Source organism: Variovorax sp. 01N425 (assembly GCF_056399465.1).
In genome coordinates, this window is record NZ_JBFTRJ010000001.1 from 381,564 (window position 1) to 403,526 (window position 21,963).

18 protein-coding genes and 1 other RNA gene are annotated in these 21,963 nt (G+C 66.3%); 13 read left to right on the top strand and 6 right to left on the bottom strand.

What is annotated here, in order from left to right; translation table 11 throughout:
• Positions 1-188: 188 nt before the first annotated feature.
• The 6 genes from AC1DSC_RS01850 to gyrA are packed head-to-tail and all read right to left on the bottom strand — an operon-like array spanning position 189 to position 8,612.
• Positions 189-2,201, bottom strand: coding sequence for a bifunctional 3-phosphoshikimate 1-carboxyvinyltransferase/cytidylate kinase (locus tag AC1DSC_RS01850; protein WP_012746758.1), 2,013 nt, complete (start codon positions 2,199-2,201; stop codon positions 189-191).
• Position 2,202: 1 nt separating this feature from the next.
• Positions 2,203-3,084 carry a prephenate dehydrogenase gene (locus AC1DSC_RS01855; RefSeq protein WP_012746759.1) on the bottom strand — a complete coding sequence of 294 codons (882 nt, stop codon included), beginning with the start codon at positions 3,082-3,084 and terminating at the stop codon, positions 2,203-2,205.
• A gap of 14 nt (positions 3,085-3,098) precedes the next feature.
• Entirely contained in the window at positions 3,099-4,220 is a 1,122-nt protein-coding gene (pheA, locus tag AC1DSC_RS01860; protein WP_012746760.1) for a prephenate dehydratase, read from the bottom strand.
• A 24-nt stretch (positions 4,221-4,244) separates the two neighbouring features.
• Positions 4,245-5,378: a 3-phosphoserine/phosphohydroxythreonine transaminase gene (gene serC / locus AC1DSC_RS01865; RefSeq protein WP_012746761.1), complete on the bottom strand. Its 1,134-nt coding sequence runs from the start codon at positions 5,376-5,378 to the stop codon at positions 4,245-4,247.
• Between the two features lies 1 nt (position 5,379).
• Positions 5,380-5,970 carry a DUF2059 domain-containing protein gene (locus AC1DSC_RS01870; protein WP_012746762.1) on the bottom strand — a complete coding sequence of 197 codons (591 nt, stop codon included), beginning with the start codon at positions 5,968-5,970 and terminating at the stop codon, positions 5,380-5,382.
• Positions 5,967-8,612, bottom strand: coding sequence for a DNA gyrase subunit A (gyrA, locus tag AC1DSC_RS01875; RefSeq protein ID WP_012746763.1), 2,646 nt, complete (start codon positions 8,610-8,612; stop codon positions 5,967-5,969). The genes AC1DSC_RS01870 and gyrA overlap by 4 nt, the downstream gene beginning before the upstream one ends.
• A 225-nt stretch (positions 8,613-8,837) precedes the next feature.
• Here gyrA and ompA point away from each other — a divergent pair, with 225 nt between their 5' ends.
• The 13 genes from ompA (at position 8,838) to glnA (ending at position 21,883) form a co-directional block, all read left to right on the top strand.
• Positions 8,838-9,491 carry an outer membrane protein OmpA gene (ompA, locus tag AC1DSC_RS01880; protein ID WP_012746764.1) on the top strand — a complete coding sequence of 218 codons (654 nt, stop codon included), beginning with the start codon at positions 8,838-8,840 and terminating at the stop codon, positions 9,489-9,491.
• Positions 9,492-9,617: 126 nt separating this feature from the next.
• Positions 9,618-10,346 carry a bifunctional 2-polyprenyl-6-hydroxyphenol methylase/3-demethylubiquinol 3-O-methyltransferase UbiG gene (ubiG, locus tag AC1DSC_RS01885; RefSeq protein WP_012746765.1) on the top strand — a complete coding sequence of 243 codons (729 nt, stop codon included), beginning with the start codon at positions 9,618-9,620 and terminating at the stop codon, positions 10,344-10,346.
• Complete coding sequence (locus AC1DSC_RS01890) at positions 10,343-11,011, top strand: HAD-IA family hydrolase (RefSeq protein ID WP_012746766.1); 669 nt, start codon at positions 10,343-10,345, stop codon at positions 11,009-11,011. The genes ubiG and AC1DSC_RS01890 overlap by 4 nt, the downstream gene beginning before the upstream one ends.
• A 12-nt stretch (positions 11,012-11,023) precedes the next feature.
• Positions 11,024-11,408, top strand: a transfer-messenger RNA (tmRNA) gene (gene ssrA / locus AC1DSC_RS01895).
• A 139-nt stretch (positions 11,409-11,547) separates the two neighbouring features.
• Positions 11,548-13,143: a methyltransferase regulatory domain-containing protein gene (locus AC1DSC_RS01900; protein ID WP_436035398.1), complete on the top strand. Its 1,596-nt coding sequence runs from the start codon at positions 11,548-11,550 to the stop codon at positions 13,141-13,143.
• A gap of 41 nt (positions 13,144-13,184) precedes the next feature.
• Entirely contained in the window at positions 13,185-14,921 is a 1,737-nt protein-coding gene (gene ggt, locus AC1DSC_RS01905) for a gamma-glutamyltransferase (RefSeq protein ID WP_012746768.1), read from the top strand.
• Positions 14,922-14,981: 60 nt separating this feature from the next.
• Entirely contained in the window at positions 14,982-15,731 is a 750-nt protein-coding gene (locus AC1DSC_RS01910) for a pseudouridine synthase (RefSeq protein ID WP_012746769.1), read from the top strand.
• Positions 15,732-15,812: 81 nt separating this feature from the next.
• On the top strand, positions 15,813-16,820 hold the full coding sequence (locus AC1DSC_RS01915; protein WP_012746770.1) for a YncE family protein: 1,008 nt from the start codon (positions 15,813-15,815) through the stop codon (positions 16,818-16,820).
• On the top strand, positions 16,804-17,616 hold the full coding sequence (locus tag AC1DSC_RS01920; RefSeq protein WP_012746771.1) for a polysaccharide deacetylase family protein: 813 nt from the start codon (positions 16,804-16,806) through the stop codon (positions 17,614-17,616). The genes AC1DSC_RS01915 and AC1DSC_RS01920 overlap by 17 nt, the downstream gene beginning before the upstream one ends.
• A gap of 10 nt (positions 17,617-17,626) precedes the next feature.
• A complete protein-coding gene (locus AC1DSC_RS01925) occupies positions 17,627-18,601 on the top strand; it encodes a sterol desaturase family protein (RefSeq protein ID WP_012746772.1) in 975 nt (324 codons plus the stop codon).
• A 38-nt stretch (positions 18,602-18,639) separates the two neighbouring features.
• Positions 18,640-19,524, top strand: coding sequence for an EI24 domain-containing protein (locus tag AC1DSC_RS01930; RefSeq protein ID WP_012746773.1), 885 nt, complete (start codon positions 18,640-18,642; stop codon positions 19,522-19,524).
• Positions 19,521-20,321: a competence/damage-inducible protein A gene (locus AC1DSC_RS01935; RefSeq protein WP_027730788.1), complete on the top strand. Its 801-nt coding sequence runs from the start codon at positions 19,521-19,523 to the stop codon at positions 20,319-20,321. The genes AC1DSC_RS01930 and AC1DSC_RS01935 overlap by 4 nt, the downstream gene beginning before the upstream one ends.
• Positions 20,322-20,467: 146 nt before the next feature.
• Positions 20,468-21,883 carry a type I glutamate--ammonia ligase gene (glnA, locus tag AC1DSC_RS01940; protein ID WP_012746775.1) on the top strand — a complete coding sequence of 472 codons (1,416 nt, stop codon included), beginning with the start codon at positions 20,468-20,470 and terminating at the stop codon, positions 21,881-21,883.
• Positions 21,884-21,963 lie beyond the last annotated feature (80 nt).

Sequence of the window (21,963 nt, forward strand, 5' to 3'; positions counted from 1 at the left end):
CGAAATTGCGTGCGGCTGCTGTGAGTCTGGAGACGGCGGTTTTGTGGGCAGGTGCCCGGTTGGTTGAACAACCAGCAGGCCGGTGCGCTGTCGCGCGAGAAGAGCCTGCTGGAGCGGTATGCGCTGCCCCGGAATCCGGTTGGCGCGAGCCCTTCAGGCGGGCCTGGAGGGCTGTGGCTTTCAACCGCTCAAGCGGGCTTGAACGGCTGTTTTTCCTGCCACCAGTTCAGCACCTGGTCGATCGATTGCTCGATGGACAGCTGGGAGTTGTCGAGGTGGCGGGCATCCTGCGCCGGCTTGAGCGGAGCGACGCTGCGGGACGAGTCCCGGGCGTCGCGCGCTTCCAAGTCGGAGCGAAGACTGTCAAGTGTAGTTGAAATACCCTTTGAAATCAACTGCTTATGCCGGCGTTCGGCCCTCTGGGCGGCGCTGGCCGTGAGAAAGACCTTGAGCGCCGCGTCGGGGAAGATCACGGTGCCCATGTCGCGGCCGTCGGCGACCAGCCCCGGGAGCTGCCGAAAGCGCTGCTGCAGGGCCAGGAGCGCTGCGCGCACCGCGGGAAGCGTGGAGACGCGGGAGGCATCCATGCCGGCGGCTTCGGTGCGGATTTCGTCGCTCACGTCCTCGCCGCCCAGCAGCACCTTGCCCTCGGTGAAATGCAGTGGCAGGGCGGCCGCCAGGGCGGCGATCTGCGCCTCGTGCTGCGGTTCGGCGCCGAGCCCGGCGCGCCGCATGGCCAGGCCGGTCACGCGGTAGAGCGAACCTGAATCGAGGTAGTGGTAACCCAGCAGGCGCGCCACCTCGGCCGCGAGCGTGCCCTTGCCCGAGGCGGTGGGGCCGTCGATGCAGATCACCGGCACCTCGGGCGCCTGGGCCACCGAGAACAGCGTCTCGAAATAGTCCGGGAAGGTCTTGGCGACGCAGTGCGGCTCCAGGATGCGCACCGGCAAGCCCGCCGGATTGAAGGCCGCGAGCGAAAAGCACATGGCCACGCGGTGGTCGTCGTAGGTGCGGATGCTTGCCGCCTGCCAGCCCGGGCGCTCCAGCGGATGGACCCGGATGAAATCGGGGCCGGAGTCGACAGTGGCGCCGAGCTTCCGGAGTTCGTTGGCCATGGCGTCGATGCGGTCGGTTTCCTTGACCCGCCAGCTGGCGATGTTGCGCAGGGTGCTGGGGCCGTCGGCATAGAGCGCCATCACGGCCAGCGTCATCGCGGCATCGGGGATGTGGTTGGCGTCCAGGTCGATGGCCTTGAGCGGCCAGGCGCCGCGGCGCACGTCGAGCCAGTTCGGCCCGCTGTCGACCTGCGCGCCCATTTGCCGCGCCGCCTCGATGAAGCGGATGTCGCCCTGGATCGAATCGGCGCCCACGCCTTCGATCCGGATGCTGTCCTGGCCGGAAGCACCCGTGGCAATGGCGCCGAGCGCGATGAAATAGCTGGCAGAGGAAGCGTCGGCCTCGACGTGGATGTCGCCCGGCGAGCTGTAGCGGCTGCCCGCGGGGATGGTGAAGCGCTCCCAGCCCTCGCGCTGCACGGCAATGCCGAAGCGCGCCAGCAGGTTGAGCGTGATCTCGATGTAGGGCTTGGAGATCAGCTCGCCGACTACCTCGATCACGATGTCCTTGCGGGCGGCGAGAGGCAGCGCGAGGAGCAGCGCGGTCAGGAACTGGCTCGAGACATCGCCGCGCACGCGGATCGGCGCATCCAGCACCAGCGCGCCGTGATCGACCGGGCGGATGCGCAGCGGCGGGTAGCCGGGGTTGCCCAGGTAGTCGATGCGGCAGCCGAGCTGGGTCAGCGCATCGACCAGGTCGCCGATCGGCCGCTCGTGCATGCGCGGCACGCCGCTCAATTCGAATTCGCCGCCGAGCAGCGACAGCGCGGCGGTCAGCGGACGCATCGCGGTGCCGGCGTTGCCGAGGAAAAGCGGCAGCATCGGCCCGCCTGGCTTCAGCTGGCCGCCGATGCCGGTGATGCGCAGCGTGCTGCCGGCCGCATCGATGCCGCAGCCGAGCGCGCGCAGCGCATCCAGCATCACGCGGGTGTCGTCGGAATCGAGCAGGTCGTGGACCGTGGTGGTTCCGCTCGCCAGCGCGGCCAGCAGCAGCACGCGGTTCGAAATGCTCTTGGAGCCCGGCAGCCGCACGGTGCCCGATGCCCCGGCCAGCGCAGGAATGTCGAGGAATGCCGTCGAGAACATGTCAGGAGTCCTGGGGCGCGTCGGTGTTGGGCTGCCAGGCGGCGCGGGCCTTGCTGGCGGCGGCGATCGAGTGCTCGAGCGCCTGGGCATCGCCGGCCGTGATCAGCGCCTCCAGATCGCAGAGCGACTTGCGCAAGGCCTGCGATTGCAGCAGCACCTGCTCGCGGTTGGCGAGCAGCACGTCGCGCCACATGACCGGATCGCTGGCCGCAATGCGCGAAAAATCGCGAAAGCCTGGCCCTGCAAGGCGCAGGAAATCGTCGCCCTGCGGCTGCGCGATCAGCGCGTTGAGATAGGCAAAGGCCAGCAGGTGCGGCAGGTGGCTCACGGCCGCGAAGGCGCTGTCGTGCTCCTCGTGCGTCATGGTGACGACGTGGGCGCCGATGCCGCTCCAGATCTGCGAGGCGCGCTGCACGTTCGAGCGCAGCGTGGCCTTGACGGGCGTCAGCACGACCTTGCGGCCGGCGTAGAGCGAAGCCTCGGCGTGCTCGATGCCCGACACCTCCTTGCCGGCGATCGGGTGGGCCGGAACGAAGTGGGCGAACTGGTCCTGCAGGCCGTTGCGCGCGGCTTCGATCACGTCGCCCTTGGTCGAACCCACGTCCATCACGAGGGTGTCGCTCGAAATGCCATGGCGGATGGCCTTGAAGGTGGCTTCCGAGGCCGCCACCGGCACCGCCAGCAGCACGAGGTCGGAGCCCGAGACCGCCAGCAGCGCGGAAGGCGCCGCCACGTCGATCACGCCGAGCTGGCGCGCCCGCTCGGTGGTGGAGGGCGACTTGCTGTAGCCGACCACGCGTTTCACGAGCTTCGCGCGCTTGAGCGCGAGCGCAAAGGAGCCGCCCATGAGGCCGCAGCCGATCAATCCCAATTGCTCGAACATGGTGCTTGTCCGGCTCAGGCTTTGACGGGATAGGCGCCCAGCACCTTGTAGAACGCGCAGAGGCCGCGCAGTTCGGCCAGCGCGGCAGCCACGTTGGGCTGCGAGGGATGGCCGTCCAGGTCGATGTAGAAGTAGTACTCCCACTGGCCGGTGCGCGCCGGGCGCGACTCGAACCGGGTCATGGACACATTGTTGACCTTCAGCGGCACCAGCAGGTCGTGCACGGCGCCGGGACGGTTGGGCACGGAGACGATCAGGCTCGTGCAGTCGCGCCCCGAGGCCGGCGGCATGGCCAGCGTCTGCGGCAGGCAGATCACGGAGAAGCGCGTGCGGTTGTACGAATCGTCCTGGATTGCATGCGCCACGATGTGCAGGCCGAAGCGGGTGGCGGCGCGTTCGCCGGCCAGCGCGGCCCAGGCCGGGTTGGTGGCCGCGAGCCGCGCGCCTTCGGCGTTGCTCGAAACGGCACGCCGCTCGGCATTGGGCAGGTGCTTCGACAGCCAGGTCTGGCACTGCGCCAGCGCCTGCGGGTGGGCCAGCACGGCCTCGATGCCCTCGAGCGAGTTGCTGCTGCGCAGCAGATGGTGGCGCACCAGCAGGCTGACTTCGCCCACCACGTGGGTCGGCGAATGCAGGAACAGGTCGAGCGAGCGCGTGACCACGCCTTCGGTCGAGTTTTCGACGCCCACCACGCCGTACTGGGCGCTGCCGGCCGCCGTGGCGTGGAACACCTCGTCGAAGCTGGCGCAGTAGATCAGGTCGGCCGCGCCGCCGAAGTATTCGATGGCCGCCTGCTCGCAGAAGGTGCCCTCGGGACCGAGCACGGCGACGCGCTGCGGCGATTCGAGCGCCAGGCAGGCCGACATGATTTCGCGCCAGATGGCGGCCACATGCAGGTCCTTGAGCGGGCCCGCATTGCTCTTTTGCATCTTCTCGATGACCTGGGCCACGCGGTCGGGGCGGAAATACGGGGTGCCTTCGCGCTTCTTGACCTCGCCCACCAGCTCTGCCACGTGGGCCCGCTCATTGAGCAGGCCGAGCAGTTGCTGGTCGAGCGAGTCGATCTGCACGCGCAGATCGGCAAGGCTTTCGGAGTTGTCGGGAGAGGAGGGCGGTGTTGGAGCGGAGGCGGTCATCGGTGCGAGCAGCTGGGCATGCGCCTAGGCATGCGATCGCTCGAATTCTCGCATGTAGCTCACAAGTGCCTGTACGCCTTCCAGCGGCATGGCGTTGTAGATGCTCGCGCGCATCCCGCCGACCGACTTGTGGCCCTTGAGCTGCAGCAGGCCGGCCTCGCGCGCACCGGCCAGGAAGGCGTCGTTGCGGCTCTCGTCCGCCAGGAAGAACGGCACGTTCATGCGCGAACGGCAACCCGGGTCGATCTTGTTGACGTAGAACGGGGAGGCGTCGATGAAGTCGTACAGCAGCCTGGCCTTGGCGATGTTGCGCTGCTCCATGGCGGCCACCCCGGTGAGCGTGCCTTCGGTCTGCTGCAGCAGCCACTGGAACGTCAGCCCCGCCATGTAGATGCCCCAGGTCGGCGGGGTGTTGTACATGGACTTGTTGTCGGCCACGATCTTGTAGTTGAACGCGCTCGGGCAGATCTCGAGTGCATGCCCGAGCAGGTCGTCGCGCACGATCACCAGGGTGAGCCCGGCCGGTCCGAGGTTCTTCTGGGCGCCGCCGAAGGCAAGGCCGACACGGCGCCAGTCGACGCTGCGCGAGGCCACGTGCGACGAAAAGTCGATGACCAGCGGCGCATCGCTGCCAAGGGCCGCGAGGTCGGGTAGCTGCTGGAACTCGATGCCGTTGATGGTTTCGTTGGTGCACAGGTGCACGTACGAGGCGTTCTTGCTGAGCTGCCAGGTCGAAGGGTCGGGCAGCCGCGTGTGATGGTCGCCGGCGTTGCTCGCGGCGATGTTCGCCGTGCAGTAGCGCTGCGCTTCCTTCTGCGACTTGATGCTCCAGCTGCCGGTGATGACGAAGTCGGCGGCGGTGCCGCGCGACAGGTTCATCGGCACGATGGCGTTCTCGCCGAGGCCGCCACCCTGCATGAAGAGGATGTGGAAGTGCTCCGGCACGGCCAGCAGCGTGCGGATGTCGGCTTCGGCCTGGGTGCAGATCGCGCCGAATTCCTTGCCGCGATGGCTCATTTCCATCACGCTCATTCCGCTGCCCTGCCAGTCGAGCATTTCGGCGGCGGCGCGTTGCAGCACCGCCTCCGGCATGGCGGCCGGGCCGGCGGAAAAGTTGTACGGGCGCGTGCCGGCCGGCTGGTGCTGCTGCTGGGTCACGTCACTTCTTGGCGGGAGCCTTGGCCGGTGCCTTGGCGGGGGCGGCGCCTTGCTGCGAGCCGCCGGTCGGTGCACCCAATGCCTTGGCCACGTTCTCGTCCAGCGCGCGCATCTTCGGCTCGATGGTGGCGCGCGTGTCGTTCACGAGCTTTTCGGTCAGCGCGGTCTGCATCTTCGGATTGAGGTCCTGGTACTTCTTGCTGAGCGGCGAGTTGATCCAGGCCAGCAGCTGCTTGAGTTCTTCTTCGCTGAAGTTCTGCTCGAGCAGCGGGGTCAGGGCGCCGGGGGCCAGTTGCACGGCCTTGTCGCGCACGATCGGGTAGGCCTCGTCGAAGTACTTCTTGAGTTCGGCGTCGGCAGCCTTGGCGGCCGATTCGCGCTTGGCTTCGGGCACTTGCGTCTGCAGGTACTGCGAGCCGGCTTGCGCGATGGGGGCGCTCGATTGCTCGACCAGGCCGCGGGCCAGCGATTCGATGCCGGGGCGCTGCACGTCGATGAATTGCTTGATGAGCGCAGCCTTGTCCTGCGCCATGGCGGCCATGGAGCTGCCGGCCAGGGCGACGGTCAGAAGTGCGAGCTTGAATTTTTTCACTGAGGATTCTCCGTTGAAGATGAGGAAGTATCGTCTGCGCCAGGCTCACTCTCGCCGTTGGCGTCGTTTTCGACGATACGTTGTAGCCCGCTGAGTTTGGCGCCTTCGTCGAGCCCGATCAGCGTAACGCCTTGCGTTGCGCGACCCAGTTCACGAATCTCGGCTACCCGGGTGCGCACGAGCACGCCCTTGTCGGTGATGAGCATGATCTCATCGTCCGCATGCACGAGGGTGGCGGCAACGACCTTGCCGTTGCGCTCACTCTGTTGAATCGCAATCATGCCTTTGGTTCCGCGGCCATGACGCGTGTACTCGGTAATGCTTGTGCGCTTTCCGTAACCATTTTCGGTGGCGGTGAGCACGCTTTGCTGCTCGTCCTCGGCCACCAGCATGGCGATCACGCCCTGTCCCGGATCGAGCGACATGCCGCGCACGCCGCGTGCATTGCGGCCGAGCGGGCGCACGTCTTCCTCGTCGAAGCGCACGGCCTTGCCGCCGTCGCTGAACAGCATCACGTCGTGCTTGCCGTCGGTCAGGGCGGCGCCGATGAGGTAGTCGCCCTCGTCGAGGTTCACGGCAATGATGCCGCCCTTGCGCGGGTTGCTGAATTCGTCGAGCGTGGTCTTCTTGACCGTGCCCATGGAGGTGGCCATGAACACGTACTGGTCGGCCGGGAAGTTGCGCTTCTCGCCGGTCAGCGCGAGCGCCACGTTGATCTTCTCGCCTTCCTGCAGCGGGAACATGTTGACGATGGGGCGCCCGCGCGAGCCGCGCGAACCCGCCGGCACTTCCCACACCTTGAGCCAGTACAGCCGGCCGCGGTTGGAGAAGCACAGGATGTAGTCGTGCGTGTTGGCGATGAAGAGCTGGTCGATCCAGTCGTCTTCCTTGGTGACGGTGGCCTGCTTGCCGCGCCCGCCGCGCTTTTGCGCGCGGTATTCGTTCAGCGGCTGGCTCTTGATGTAGCCGCTGTGCGAAAGCGTCACCACCATGTCGGTGGGCGTGATCAGGTCTTCGGTCGAGAGGTCGTAGGCGCTGTGCTCCACCAGGCTGCGGCGCGCGCCGAGCTTGGACTGGCCGAACTCCTGCTTGATGGTGCCGAGTTCCTCGCCAATGATGACCGAGACGCGCTCCGGCTTGGCCAGGATGTCGAGCAGGTCGTCGATCTCGGCCATGACCTCCTTGTACTCGGCAACGATCTTGTCCTGCTCGAGGCCGGTCAGGCGCTGCAGGCGCATCTGCAGGATTTCCTGGGCCTGGGTTTCCGACAGGCGGTAGAGGCCGTCCGAGCCCATGCCGAACTCGCGCTCCAGGCCCTCGGGGCGGTAGTCGTCGGCATTGACCACGCCGCCGTCTGCGCGCGAGCGCGTCAGCATCTCGCGCACCAGCTTGCTGTCCCAGCTGCGGGTCATGAGCTCGGCCTTGGCAACCGGCGGGGTAGGCGACTCGCGGATGATGCGGATGAATTCGTCGATGTTGGCCAGGGCCACCGCCAGGCCTTCGAGCACGTGGCCGCGTTCGCGCGCCTTGCGCAGCGTGAAGACGGTGCGGCGCGTGACCACTTCGCGGCGGTGCTGCAGGAAGACCTCGATCAGGTCCTTCAGGTTGCACAGCTTGGGCTGGCCGTCGACCAGCGCCACCATGTTGATGCCGAAGGTGTCCTGCAGCTGGGTCTGCTTGTACAGGTTGTTGAGCACCACCTCGGGCACTTCGCCGCGCTTGAGCTCGATCACCAGGCGCATGCCCGACTTGTCGGACTCGTCCTGGATGTGGCTGATGCCTTCGATCTTCTTCTCGTGCACCAGCTCGGCCATGCGCTCCTGCAGCGTCTTCTTGTTGACCTGGTAGGGGAGCTCGTCGACGATGATCGCCTGGCGCTGGCCGCGGTCGATGTCCTCGAAGTGGCACTTGGCGCGCATCACGACCTTGCCGCGGCCGGTGCGGTAGCCGTCGCGCACGCCATTGATGCCGTAGATGATGCCGGCGGTGGGGAAGTCCGGCGCCGGCACGATTTCCATCAGCTCGTCGATGGTGGCCTGCGGATTGCGCAGCAGATGCAGGCAGGCGTCCACCACCTCATTGAGATTGTGCGGCGGAATATTGGTGGCCATGCCCACCGCAATACCGCCGGAACCATTCACCAGCAAATTCGGCAGTTTGCTCGGAAGGACCTTTGGTTCTTTTTCGGAGCCGTCGTAATTGTCCTGGAAATCGACAGTTTCCTTGTCGATATCGGCCAGCATTTCGTGCGCAATTTTGGCGAGGCGGATTTCCGTATACCGCATTGCAGCCGCGTTGTCGCCGTCGACCGACCCGAAGTTGCCCTGGCCGTCGACCAGCATATGGCGCATGGAAAAGTCCTGCGCCAGCCGCACGATGGTGTCGTAGACCGACTGGTCGCCGTGCGGGTGGTACTTGCCGATCACGTCGCCCACGATGCGGGCGGACTTCTTGTACGCCCGGTTCCAGTCGTTGTTGAGCTCGTGCATGGCATACAGCACGCGCCGGTGCACGGGCTTGAGGCCGTCGCGCGCATCGGGAAGCGCCCGGCCCACGATCACGCTCATGGCGTAATCGAGATAGCTGCTGCGCATTTCCTCTTCGAGACTGATGGGCAGGGTTTCTTTGGCGAAGGAGGTCATTGAGCAAGAGGCTGGCGGCAGGAAGGCGAAATTTTACGCTGTGAGGGGTGTCGCACCGCCGCAACACAAGGCCGCTATTCCGCCTCCGTCCTACGCTTCCGGGGTGTCCAGCGGCCTGTTTGCCAAAGACCCTATGGCACAATCGCCTCAACGTTTTGGGTGGTGGTCACTTAAAGCGTCCTTGATTCGCAGCGCGGCTGCGGCTTTTTCCCCAAGAGGAGAACCATGAAGAAACTGAATAAAGTGGCGATGATGTTTGCAGTCGCTGCGCTCGCCACTGCCGCCGGCGCGCAGACCCGTGTCACCGCTGCGGACGGCGGTCCTACGATCGACAACTGGCAAAACGGCACCGGCGAACTGGTTTGGAAGAACGGCACGAACGAACTGTGCTGGCGTGATGCCAACTGGACGCCGGCTACTGCCGCCGCCGGTTGCGACGGTGCTCTGGTTCCGGCTCCCGCCGCGACGCCTCCTGCCGCTGTGACGCCGCCTGCCGCTGTCGCACCGCCGGCCGTGGCTGCCTCGAAGGTCACCTTCGCTGCCGACGCATTCTTCGATTTCGACAAGTCGGTTCTCAAGCCTGAAGGTCGCGCCAAGCTGACCGACCTGGTTTCGAAGATCCGCGACGTCAACCTCGAAGTGATCATCGCCGTGGGCCACACCGACTCGATCGGTTCGGACGCCTACAACCAGCGTCTGTCGGTGCGCCGCGCCGAAGCCGTCAAGGCCTTCCTGGTCTCGAAGGGCATCGAACGCAACCGCGTCTACACCGAAGGCAAGGGCGAGAAGCAGCCTGTTGCGGACAACCGCACCAAGGAAGGCCGCGCCAAGAACCGTCGCGTGGAAATCGAAGTGGTCGGCACCCGCGCCACCAAGTGATTCGATTGAATCGCTAAAAGAAAACCCCGCCTCGGCGGGGTTTTTTTATGCCTGCCGAATTCCATCCGGCCGGTGTCAAGTGCGCCTCGATGTCCGACGGCGCATTCTCCGTTTCATAATCACGGCATGACAGATCATGTGAATGCCGACCCGGCGGAACTCGCCAAGTTTTCGGAGCTTGCCCACCGCTGGTGGGATTTGGACAGCGAATTCCGCCCGCTCCATGAAATCAATCCATTGCGACTGGAATGGATTGACGGTATTGCGCCGATTTCGCAGCGCAGGGTGCTCGATATCGGTTGCGGCGGCGGCATCCTGGCCGATTCGATGGCCCGAAAGGGCGCGGACGTGCTCGGCATCGACCTGGCGAGCAAGGCGCTCAAGGTGGCGCGCCTGCATGCGCTCGAAGCCGGCACCCAGGGCGTCAAGTACCGGGAAGTCAGCGCCGAGGCGCTGGCTGCGGAGCAGCCCGGCAGTTTCGATGTCGTCACCTGCATGGAAATGCTGGAGCACGTGCCCGAGCCCGCTTCGATCGTCCAGGCCTGTGCCACGCTCGTCAAGCCGGGCGGCTGGGTGTTCTTTTCCACCATCAACCGCAACCTGAAGTCGTTCATGCTTGCGATCGTCGGCGCCGAATACGTCCTGGGCATGCTGCCCCGGGGCACGCACGAATACGCGAAGCTGCTGCGCCCCAGCGAACTGGCGGCCCACTGCCGCGCGGCAGGCCTCGACCTGCGGCATACGCGCGGCATGGAACACAACCCGCTGACGCGGCGTTACTGGCTCAGCGCCGACACCAGTGTCAACTACATGTTCGCCACGCAGAAGCCGGCATTGCCGGGCTCGCAGACGTGACGGCCACCGCAATCCGGGCCGTGCTGTTCGACCTGGACGGCACGCTGATCGACAGCGCGCCCGATCTCGGCGCCGCGGCCGACAAGATGCGCACGGATCGCGGGCTCGAGTCGTACCCGCTGGAGCGCTACCGATTCATGGCGGGCGCCGGCGCCCGGGGCATGCTCGGCGTGGCTTTCGGCATCACGCCCGAGTCGCCGGAATTTCCTGCGCTGAGGGAAGAGTTCTTCGTTGCCTACGAAAACCGCATGCTGCTCAACACGCAGGTGTTCGACGGGGTGCCGCCGCTCATCGAAGCCATCCGCGCGCGCGGCCTGGCCTGGGGCGTCGTCACCAACAAGTCGGCGCGCTTCACCGATCCGCTGACGCACGCCATTCCGCTTTTCGGCAGCGCGGGCGCCATCGTGAGCGGCGACACCACGCCGTTCTCCAAGCCGCACCCCGAGCCCCTGCATGAAGCGGCACGCCGGCTTGGAATTCCGTCCAGCGCCTGCATCTACGTGGGAGACGACGAACGCGACATCATCGCGGGCCGGGCCGCAGGCATGCGAACCATTGCGGCTACCTATGGTTACATGGGGCCGCAGGCGGACGCGACGCTCTGGGAGGCCGATGCCGCAATTACTTCACCCCTGGAGCTCTTGCAATTCCTCAACCCGGCCTAAAATGCTGTGCTTGGGGCTGCACTGGTTTCGACGTGGGTTCGGAGTCGCAGCGGGGCATGTCGAGCTGAATGCGCTCGTAAAACAGATTCAAACAAACTAACTGCAAACGACGAACGTTTCGCACTCGCTGCTTAATTGCCAGTGAGCCTTGCAACAGTTGGCCGATGGGCTGGGCAAGGGGGTCTGGAGCAATCCTGACCTCCCGGCTGCAAGGATAATTACATGGGCTGGCTCCGATCCGGGTACCTTGGGTCGGGGTGAGAAAATAGGGTGCTGGCGTCCGGTTTAGCGTGTGACTGCGCGACTCCGGAAGCGAGACTCAAATCAGATCACTAAACATGTAGAACTGCGCGATGAAGGCTTGCGGACGGGGGTTCAAATCCCCCCAGCTCCACCATCCACCGCAAAAAGCCAACCTTCGACGGGTTGGCTTTTTTTTGCCCGGCGCGAGGCTATAGTCAGCGGGAACCGACACACCATGGCCGCTGTTTCCCTGGCAAAGGGTGCTGCGGCCGGCCTCGATTCCAAAGGACGCCGTGCCCGATTCACTGACTTCCACGCTCACGAGCTACTACGACGCGGTGCCCTACGAGTCGCACCCGTTCCCGCAAACTGCCGTCGAGCACCTGGAGGCCATTGCCTTTCTGTTCGGCCTCGAGACACCGGCCCCGTCGACCGCGCGCGTGCTGGAACTCGGCTGCGCGGCCGGCGGCAACCTGATTCCGTTTGCGGCGCGCCACCCCGAAGCCAGCGCCCTGGGACTCGATCTGTCGACGGTGCAGGTCGAGCAAGGCCGCGAGGCCATCGCGCGTGCCGGACTGTCGAATGTGGAGCTGCGGGCGTTCAATCTGGCGGAGATCGATGCATCGTTCGGCCAGTTCGACTACATCATCTGCCACGGCGTCTACAGCTGGGTGCCGGGCCCGGTGCAGGACGCGATCCTGCGCGTGTGTTCGGAGAATCTGGCGCCCGATGGCGTTGCCTATGTCAGCTACAACGTCTACCCCGGCTGGAAGGCGAGGGAGATCGTGCGCGACGCGATGATCCTGCGCGGCGGCCCGCGCGACACGCCGGAGGAAAAGCTGTCCTATGCGCGCGGCATGCTCGAATTCCTCGAGCAGTCGGCGCGTCCCGGCAGCGTGCTCGGCAAGACGCTCGAGGAAACCATGCCGATCGTGCGCGGGGCCAACGGCTCCTATCTGCTGCACGAGTTCCTCGAGCCCTGCAACGCACCGTGCTACTTCAAGGAGTTCGCGGCGCGCGCCGAGGCGAATGGCCTCAGCTACCTGGCAGAGGCCGAGCCGTCGACGATGTTCGTCCAGAACTATGGAGAGAAGGTCCGCGAGCCGCTGCTGCGCGAGTGCGGCGGCAGCCAGATCCTGATGGAGCAGTACCTCGACTTCCTCGTGAACCGCACCTTCCGCCAGACGCTGCTGGTGAAGCAGGGCCGCGCCGGGGACATCCGCTACCGGCTCGACCCGGCCCGCATTCGCGGCTTCGAGTTTGCCGGCGTGTTTGCCGCCGCAGACGGCAGCGCGCTCACGCTCGATGCGCGCGAGCAGCCATCCAATGCGCTGCGCAACCTGACGGTGACGCTGCGGCTGCCGGTGCACAAGGCGCTGGCACAGGTGCTCGATGCGCGCTACCCCGCCAGCATGCCGGTCGAGGGGCTGGTGGCCGCGGTACTCGCGCTGCTGGGCGAGCCGCGTTCGTCGGTCGAGCCCGTGGTGTTGTCGATGCTCGAGGAACTGGTGATCCTCGGCGCTGTGCGCGTGCGGCGCGCGCCCGTGCACGCCGCCGCGGAGGTCTCTGCCTTGCCGCGGGCGCTGCCGTCGGTGCGCAGTGCGCCCGGCCTGGCGCTGTCGGCCGGGAGCGCGGCGAACGCCTGCAACCAGTGGCACGAACTCGTGGGGCTTTCAGCGCTCGAGCGCTGCCTGCTGCCGCTGCTCGACGGCGCGCATTCGCACGGCATGCTGGCCGACCACCTGGCGGACGAAGTGGGCGCCGGCCGCTTGCGCTTCATCCAGAACGACCAGCCGCTGACCGATCCATCGGTCCTGAAGGAATTCGCACGGCAGCAGGTGGTGCTTGGCCTGGCCGCCTTGCGGCGCAAGGCGCTGCTCGTCGCGTGACCGTTACCGTTCCCATCGAACTCAAAAGAGGAAATTCACCCATGCAGAACCTCCACTGGACTCCGAACTTGCGCACCGCCGTGGCGGCTGCGCTCCTGCTCGCGGGCGCAAGCGCCTCGAATGCCGCGTCGCAGGCGCCGGTCGCGGCCGAGCACGGCATGGTCGTGAGCGCGCAGCACCTGGCCACCAAGGTCGGGGTCGACGTGCTCCGGCGCGGCGGCAACGCGGTCGATGCGGCGGTGGCCGTGGGTTACGCGCTGGCGGTGGTCTATCCGGCGGCCGGCAACCTGGGCGGCGGCGGCTTCATGACCGTGCAGCTGGCCGATGGCCGCAAGACGTTCCTCGACTTCCGCGAGAAGGCCCCGCTGGCCGCCACCGCCAACATGTACCTCGACAAGGACGGCAACGTCATCAAGGGCTTGAGCACCAACGGCCATCTGGCCGTCGGCGTGCCGGGCACGGTCTCGGGCATGGAATACGCGCGCGAGAAATACGGCACCATGAAGCGGGCCGATCTGATCGCTCCCTCGATCCAGCTGGCCGAGAAGGGCTTTGCGCTGGAGCAGGGCGACATCGACATGCTGCACACCTCCACCAACGACTTCAAGAAGGACCCGGTTTCCGGCGCCATCTTCCTGAACAAGGGCGAGCCCTTCGCAGTCGGCCAGAAGCTGGTGCAGAAAGACCTCGCCAAGACGCTGCGCGCCGTGAGCGCCAAGGGCGTCGACGGGTTCTACAAGGGCTGGGTCGGGCAGGCGATCGTGGCATCGAGCCAGGCCGGCAAGGGCATCATCACGCAGGCCGACCTCGACCAGTACAAGACGCGCGAGCTTGCGCCGGTCGAGTGCGACTACCGCGGCTATCGCGTGGTGTCGGCGCCGCCGCCGAGCTCGGGCGGCGTGATCATCTGCGAGATGCTCAACATCCTCGAGGGCTATCCGCTCAAGGACCTGGGCTTCCGCTCGGCTGAGGCGGTGCACTACCAGATCGAGGCCATGCGCCATGCCTACGTGGACCGCAACAGCTACCTGGGCGACCCCGACTTCGTGAAGAACCCGCTCGAGCGCCTGCTCGACAAGGGCTACGCCGAGAAGATCCGCGCCGCCATCGACCCCAAGAAGGCCGGCGTCTCCAAGGACATCAAGCCCGGCGTCGCGCCGCACGAAGGCAGCAACACCACCCACTATTCGATCACCGACCAGCAGGGCAACGCGGTGTCGGTCACCTACACGCTGAACGACTGGTTCGGCGCCAAGGTCACGGCCGACAAGACCGGCGTGCTGCTGAACAACGAGATGGACGACTTCACCGCGAAGATCGGCGTGCCCAACATGTACGGCCTGGTGCAGGGCGAGGCCAATGCCATCGCTCCAGGCAAGCGCCCGCTGAGCTCGATGAGCCCGACCATCGTCTCCAAGGACGGCAAGCCGGTGTTCGTGGTCGGCACGCCCGGCGGCAGCCGCATCATCACGGCGGTGCTGCACACCATCCTGAACGTGGTCGACTACGGCATGAACGTGCAGGAAGCCGTCGACGCGCCGCGCTTCCACCAGCAGTGGCTGCCCGACGTGACCAACGTCGAAACCTTCGCCCTGAGCCCCGACACCCGCAAGATCCTGACCGACATGGGCCACAACCTGGGCGTGCCGCAGCCAGCCAACCACCTGGCGGCGATCATCGTCGGCGCGCCCTCGCTGGGCGGCAAGCCGGTGGGTGCCAACCGTTTCTACGGCGCGAACGACCCGCGCCGCAACACGGGCCTCGCGGCAGGCTACTGAACCTGCGGCACACTCGAAGGCGGTCGTGCCCCTGTCGGCACGGCCGTTTTTTCATTTTTCATGCACCTGCAAGACATCCTCTATTCCCAGGGCTTCGGCACCCGCCGCGTGTGTGCGGGCCTGGTCCAGCAAGGCCACGTGAGCATTGCCGGCGCGGCCGTGACCGACCCCTTTGCCGACCTCGATCCCGAAGACCTGCTGTTCACCGTGCAGGGCACCGAATGGGCCTACCACGAGAAGGCCTACCTGATGCTGCACAAGCCCGCGGGCACCGAGTGCTCGCAGAAGCCCTCGACCTACCCGAGCATCTACACGCTGCTGCCGTCGCCGCTGCGGCTTCGGCCCAACAAGGGCGCGGTGCAGGGCGTGCAGGCCATCGGCCGGCTCGACCAGGACACCACCGGGCTGCTGCTGCTGACGGACGACGGCCAGTTCATCCACAAGATGGGTTCGCCCAAGCACCATGTGCCCAAGGTCTACGAAGTCACGGCCAAGCACCCGGTGGACGCGGCCCAGATCGAGAAGCTGCTGGCCGGGGTGGTGCTCGACGACGACCCGAAGCCGGTGCGCGCGGCGGCCTGCGAATCCGACAGCCCGCTGCACCTGCGGCTGACGCTGACCGAGGGCAAGTACCACCAGGTCAAGCGCATGCTGGCGGCGGTCGGCAACCGGGTCGAGGGGCTGCACCGCTCCCGCATCGGCGACCTGGCGCTGCCGGGCGACCTGGCGGCCGGCCAGTGGCGCTGGCTCACGGCCGAGCAGGTCGCGGCGCTGCGGGCACCCGCCAAGCCGCCGAAAACGCCGAAATAAGGGCAGAAAGCGCGTCTTCCCGGTCAGCCAGTCCTAAGGCGCGGCCGTTAAGATTCCCAGCTCTCTCTCGGAACCTTTCCCTTGCGATTTCCTGCCCGACCGAATGGCCGCTTTTCGGCCTTCCTGTTCTCATGCCTCGCGGTCTGGCTGGCGCAAGCCGCCGCCGCCGCACCGCCCGAAGCCCCGCCGATCTTCGTGCTCAATTCGCTGGACGCCAGCGTCAGCGTGATCAGTCCAGTCGACTGGACTGAAAAGCAGCGCATCGCCACCGGCAAGGAGCCGCACCACCTCTACATGACGCCCGACGAAAAGTCGGTCATCGTGGCCAATTCGGCGGGCGATTCGCTCACTTTCCTGAACCCCAGGACGGCCGAAGTGCAGCGCGTGGTCTACGGCATCATCGATCCCTACCAGCTGCAGTTCTCGCGCGACATGAAGTGGTTCGTCACCGCGGGCAACCGCCTGAACCACGTCGACATCTACCGCTGGGACGGCAAGGACCTGAAGCTGGCCAAGCGCATCGCGTCGGGCAAGACGCCCAGCCACATCTGGATCGACAACACCAGCACCATCGCCTACGTGACCATGCAGGACAGCGACGAGCTGATCGCCATCGACCTGCCCACGCAGACCATCCGCTGGCGCGTGGCCACCGGCGCCATGCCGGCCGACATCTTCGGCGTCCACAACGACAAGACCCTGCTCGTGGGCCTGACCGGCAGCGACGGCGTGCAGGTGTTCGACGTGGCCGGTGCCGAGCCCAAGCTGGTCGGCAAGATCCCGACCGGCAAGGGCGCCCATGCCTTCCGCTCGGCTGGCGACGGCAAGAGCGTGTTCGTGAGCAACCGGGTGGCCAACACCATCAGCCGGATCGACCTTGCGACGCTGAAGGTCGGCGCCGTCTACCCGGTGCCGGGCGGGCCCGACTGCATGGACGTGTCAGCCGACGGCAAGACGCTGTATGTCACCTCGCGCTGGGCCAAGAAGCTCAGCGTGGTGGACCTGGTGAACAACAAGCTCGTGCGCCAGGTGAACGTCGGCCGCTCGCCGCACGGCGTCTGGACGCTGGACCATGGCAAGCGCATCTAGCCGCAGCAGCCGTGCCGCAGCCCTGCTGGCGATCGCCCTGGCGGCGGTGCCCGCTGCCTGGGCCCAGCAGGGCGCGTCCTGCGAGAAGCCGGTCTACCTGACCCTGGACACCGGTCACATGGGCGTGGCCCCGCTGGTGGCCGATGTGCTCAAGCGGCAGAACGTCCGCGTCACCTTCTTTGCTGCCGCCGAGCCCACGCTGACCGGCGGCGACAGCCTCGACAGCCAGTGGGCGCCGTGGTGGAAGGCGAGGGCGGCCGAGGGCAACGAATTCGCCTCCCACACCTACGACCACGCGTACTGGCGCGGCGACCTCAAGGGCGTGGCGCCGAGCTTCCGCATCAAGCCTTCGGCGGGCGCATTGGCGGGGCGCGAGTTCACCTGGAGCGCGGCCGAATACTGCGCCAACATCAGCAAGGCCTCCGAGCGGCTGGCCCTCATCACCGGCAAGAAGCCGCTGCCGCTGTTCCGCGCACCGGGCGGCAAGACCTCGCCCCGGCTGCTGGCGGCGGCCAAGGCCTGCGGCTTCGAGCACGTGGGCTGGTCGCCGGCCGGCTTCCTCGGGGACGAGTTGCCGAGCGAGAAGTTCAGCAACGAAAAGCTCCTTTCGCAGGCGCTGGAGAGCATCCGCCCCGGCGACGTCCTGCTCGCGCACCTGGGCATCTGGTCGCGCAAGGATCCGTGGGCGCCGGCCAACCTCGAACCGCTGATCGCCGGCCTCAAGGCCAAGGGCTTCTGCTTCGAGACGCTGCGCCAGCATCCGCAGTACCGCGCCTGGATCGCGTCCCACCCCTGAGGCTGCTGCCGTGATCGATCGGTTGACGGACGCTTTTTCCGCGCTGCAGGGCTGGTTCTTCGAGACACTGGTCCAGCCGCTGGTGTTTGCCGTGGGCCTGGGCGGCTGGACCGAGGACGCCTTCGACGCCACCGGCTGGCTGCTGGTCGGGCTGATCCAGGTCGTGGTGCTGCTCGCGGTCATCGGGCCGCTGCAGCGCTGGCGCGCCGTCGAGCCGGTCACCGACCGCCGCGCGATCCGCATCGACGTGCTCTATACGCTGATCCATCGGCTGGGCCTGTTCCGGCTCGCGATGTTCTTCACGCTCGAGCCGTTCTTCGACGAGGGCATCGGCTTTTTGCGCACTGCGGGCTGGGGCACCTTCCACCTCGACGAGGTCTGGCCCGGCGTGACCGATGTGCCGTGGGTGGCCTTTGCGATCTATCTCGTGGTGCTCGACTTCGTGGGCTACTGGATCCACCGGGGCCAGCACCAGTTCCGGTGGTGGTGGGGCCTGCATTCGCTGCACCATTCGCAGCGCCAGATGACGATGTGGAGCGACGACCGCAACCACCTGCTCGACGACATCATCCACGACACGCTCATCGTCATCGTCGCGCAGCTCATTGGCGTGGCGCCGGGGCAGTTCATTGCGTTCGTGGCGTTCACGCAGCTCAGCGAAAGCCTGCAGCATGCCAACCTGAGGCTGGCTTTCGGCGCCATTGGCGAGCGGCTGTGGATCAGTCCGCGCTTCCACCGGCTGCACCACAGCATCGGGCTGGGCCACGAATCGCGCGGCGCCCACACGCTGGGCGGGTGCAACTTCGGCGTCCTGCTGCCATGGTGGGACATGCTCTTTCGCACCGTGAACTTCGAGGAGCGCTACGACCCCACGGGCATCCGCGACCAGGTCGAGCCCGACGCGGACGGCCGCGTGCGCGACTACGGGCGCGGCTTCTGGGCCCAGCAATGGCTCGGGCTCAAGCGGATGGCCGGCCGCGGCTGAGCACCGGGCCCGAACCGGGCCGGTTATCCTCGCACCCAATGCGCCTGCTCCTCGATTCCTTCTGGCGCGCGGTCGCCTACTGCATGCTGCCGCGCGTGATCGTGCTGTCGCTGCTGCCGCTGGGCCTGATGGTGCTGCTGGCTGCAGGCTTCGGCTATTTCTACTGGGACGCGACCGTCGCCTGGACCCGCGACGCGCTCGACGCCTGGCCGCTGCTGTCGAGCTTCTGGGGCTGGATCGGACGGCTCTTCTCGGGCGACGTCACGGCCGTGCTGGCGCCGCTGGTGGTGGTGTTTGCCGCCACGCCGGTGATCGTGGTGGTTTCGCTGCTGATCGTGGCCGGCCTCATGGCAGGCCCGCTCACCGCGCTGGTCGCGCACCGCCGCTTTCCCGCGCTCGAACGCAAGAAGGGCGCGTCCTTCTTCGGCAGCGTGGCGCGCTCGCTCGGCCTCACGCTGCTGGCGCTGCTCGCGCTCGTGGTGTCGATGCCGCTCTGGCTCATTCCGCCGCTGGTGCTCATCTTGCCGCCGCTGATCTGGGGCTGGCTCACCTACCGCGTGATGAGCTTCGACGCGCTGGCCGAGCACGCGAGCCCCGAAGAGCGCGCCGCACTGTTGCGCGCGCACCGGCTGCCGCTGCTGTGCATCGGCGTGCTGTGCGGCTACCTGGGCGCGGCGCCCAGCATCGTCTGGGCCTCCGGCCTGCTGTTTGCCGCCGCCTTCTTCGTGCTGGTGCCGCTCGCGATCTGGATCTACACGCTGGTGTTTGCGTTTTCGGCGCTCTGGTTCGGCCACTACTGCCTCGACGCGCTGGCGCAGCTTCGCGCCCAACGCGGGGCCGCCGCAGCTTCTTCCGGTCCGCCCGGCGGCGCACCCGCGGCCGAGACCGACCAGGCCCTTCTCTCCCAATGGAAATCCCCATGACCCGTGCATTCGGCCTGATTGTCGTCGGCGACGAAATCCTTTCCGGCAAGCGCGCCGACAAGCACATGCCCAAGGTCATTGAACTGCTCGCCGCGCGCGGCCTGCAGCTCGGCTGGGCCGAATACGTCGGCGACGTGCCCACCCGCATCACCGCCGCGCTCGGCCGGGCCTTCGCTTCGGGCGACATCGTCTTCTCGACCGGCGGCATCGGCGCCACGCCGGACGACCACACGCGCCAGTGCGCCGCGCAAGCCCTGCGGGTGCCGCTGGAACTGCATCCCGAGGCCGAACTGCTGATCCGCGAGCGCATGCAGGACACCGCGCGCGAGCAGGGCATTGCCTACGAACCCGACCGCCCCGACAACATTCACCGCCTCAACATGGGCGTGTTCCCGAAGGGCGCCGAGATCATCCGCAACCCCTACAACAAGATTCCGGGCTTCAGCGTCGAGCACGTCCATTTCGTGCCGGGCTTTCCGGTCATGGCCTGGCCAATGATCGAGTCGGTGCTCGACAGCCGCTATGCGCACCTGTTCACCAGCGGCCAGTCGGCCGAGAAGTCGGTCATCGTGTTCGGCGCGATGGAGGCAACGCTCACGCCGCTGATGCTCGCGATCGAGACGGCGCACGCCGGCATCAAGGTGTTCAGCCTGCCGAGCGTCGACCATCCGCAGTACGGCCGCCACATCGAACTTGGCGTGAAAGGCGACCCCACCCGCCTGGAGGCCGCCTACGCGCAGCTGATCGAGGGTCTGCACGCCTATGATGCGAAGCTTGGCCCGGAATTGGTGCGGTAGTTTTTATTGCACCAATTTGGTGATTATTCGCCTTTTTTTGGGGTTTGCGCCTGCCGTCAAAGCCTGTTCCCGTGCGGCGACAATGGCATAGAAACTGCATCCTCCGTCCCTGTATTCCTAACCACCATCCAACTCAGGAGAAACTGATGGCAAAGACCGTCGCCGATGTACTCAAGCTCGTCAAGGAAAACGAGGTCAAGTTCATCGACTTCCGCTTCACCGACACCCGCGGCAAAGAGCAGCACGTGACCGTGCCCGTCTCGGCTTTCGATGAAGACAAATTCACTTCGGGCCATGCTTTCGACGGCTCGTCCATCGCTGGCTGGAAGGGAATCGAGGCTTCGGACATGCAGCTCATGCCCGACCCGAACACCGCCAACATCGATCCCTTCTTCGAAGAAACGACGCTGATCCTGACCTGCGACGTGATCGACCCCGCCGACGGCAAGGCCTACGAGCGCGATCCGCGTTCGCTCGCCAAGCGCGCCGAGGCCTACATGAAGGCTTCGGGCCTGGGCGACACCGCCTACTTCGGTCCGGAACCCGAATTCTTCGTGTTCGACGGCGTTCGCTGGAAGAACGACATGTCGGGCTGCTTCGTGAAGATCGACTCCGAAGAAGCCTCGTGGAACACCGACAAGGAATACGAGCACGGCAACACCGGCCACCGTCCCGCAGTCAAGGGCGGCTATTTCCCTGTGCCCCCGGTCGACAGCTTCCAGGACATGCGCTCGGAAATGTGCCTGGTGCTCGAATCGCTCGGCATCCCGGTCGAAGTGCATCACCATGAAGTGGCCAACGCCGGCCAGATGGAGCTCGGCACCAAGTTCAGCACGCTGGTGCAGCGCGCCGACTGGGTCCAGCTGCAGAAGTACGTGATCCACAACGTGGCCCACGCCTACGGCAAGACCGCCACCTTCATGCCCAAGCCCATCGTCGGCGACAACGGCTCGGGCATGCACGTGCACCAGTCGGTCTGGAAGGACGGCAAGAACCTGTTCGCCGGCGACGGCTATGCGGGCCTGTCGGACTTCGCGCTGCACTACATCGGCGGCATCATCAAGCACGCCCGTGCCCTGAACGCCATCACGAACCCCGGCACCAACAGCTACAAGCGCCTGGTGCCCGGCTTCGAAGCCCCGGTGAAGCTGGCCTACTCGGCCAAGAACCGCTCGGCCTCGATCCGCATCCCGTTCGTGGCCAACCCGAAGGGCCGCCGCGTCGAAGCGCGCTTCCCCGATCCGCTGATGAACCCGTACCTCGGTTTCGCTGCGCTCCTGATGGCCGGCCTCGACGGCGTGGAAAACAAGATCCATCCGGGCGAAGCCGCCAGCAAGGACCTGTACCACCTGCCGCCGGAAGAAGACGCGCTGATCCCGACCGTGTGCCACAGCCTCGACCAGGCGCTGGAATACCTCGACAAGGACCGTGCGTTCCTGACCAAGGGCGGCGTGTTCACCGATGCCTACATCGATGCGTACATCGAACTGAAGATGCAGGAAGTCACGCGCTTCCGCATGGCGACCCATCCGGTCGAGTTCGACATGTACTACTCGCTGTAATTGGCCCACCCCCGAAGCGGCTCACTTCGTGTAGCCGCCTCCCCCTCGAAGGGGGGCAACACCGGCGGCCCGGCGGAGCC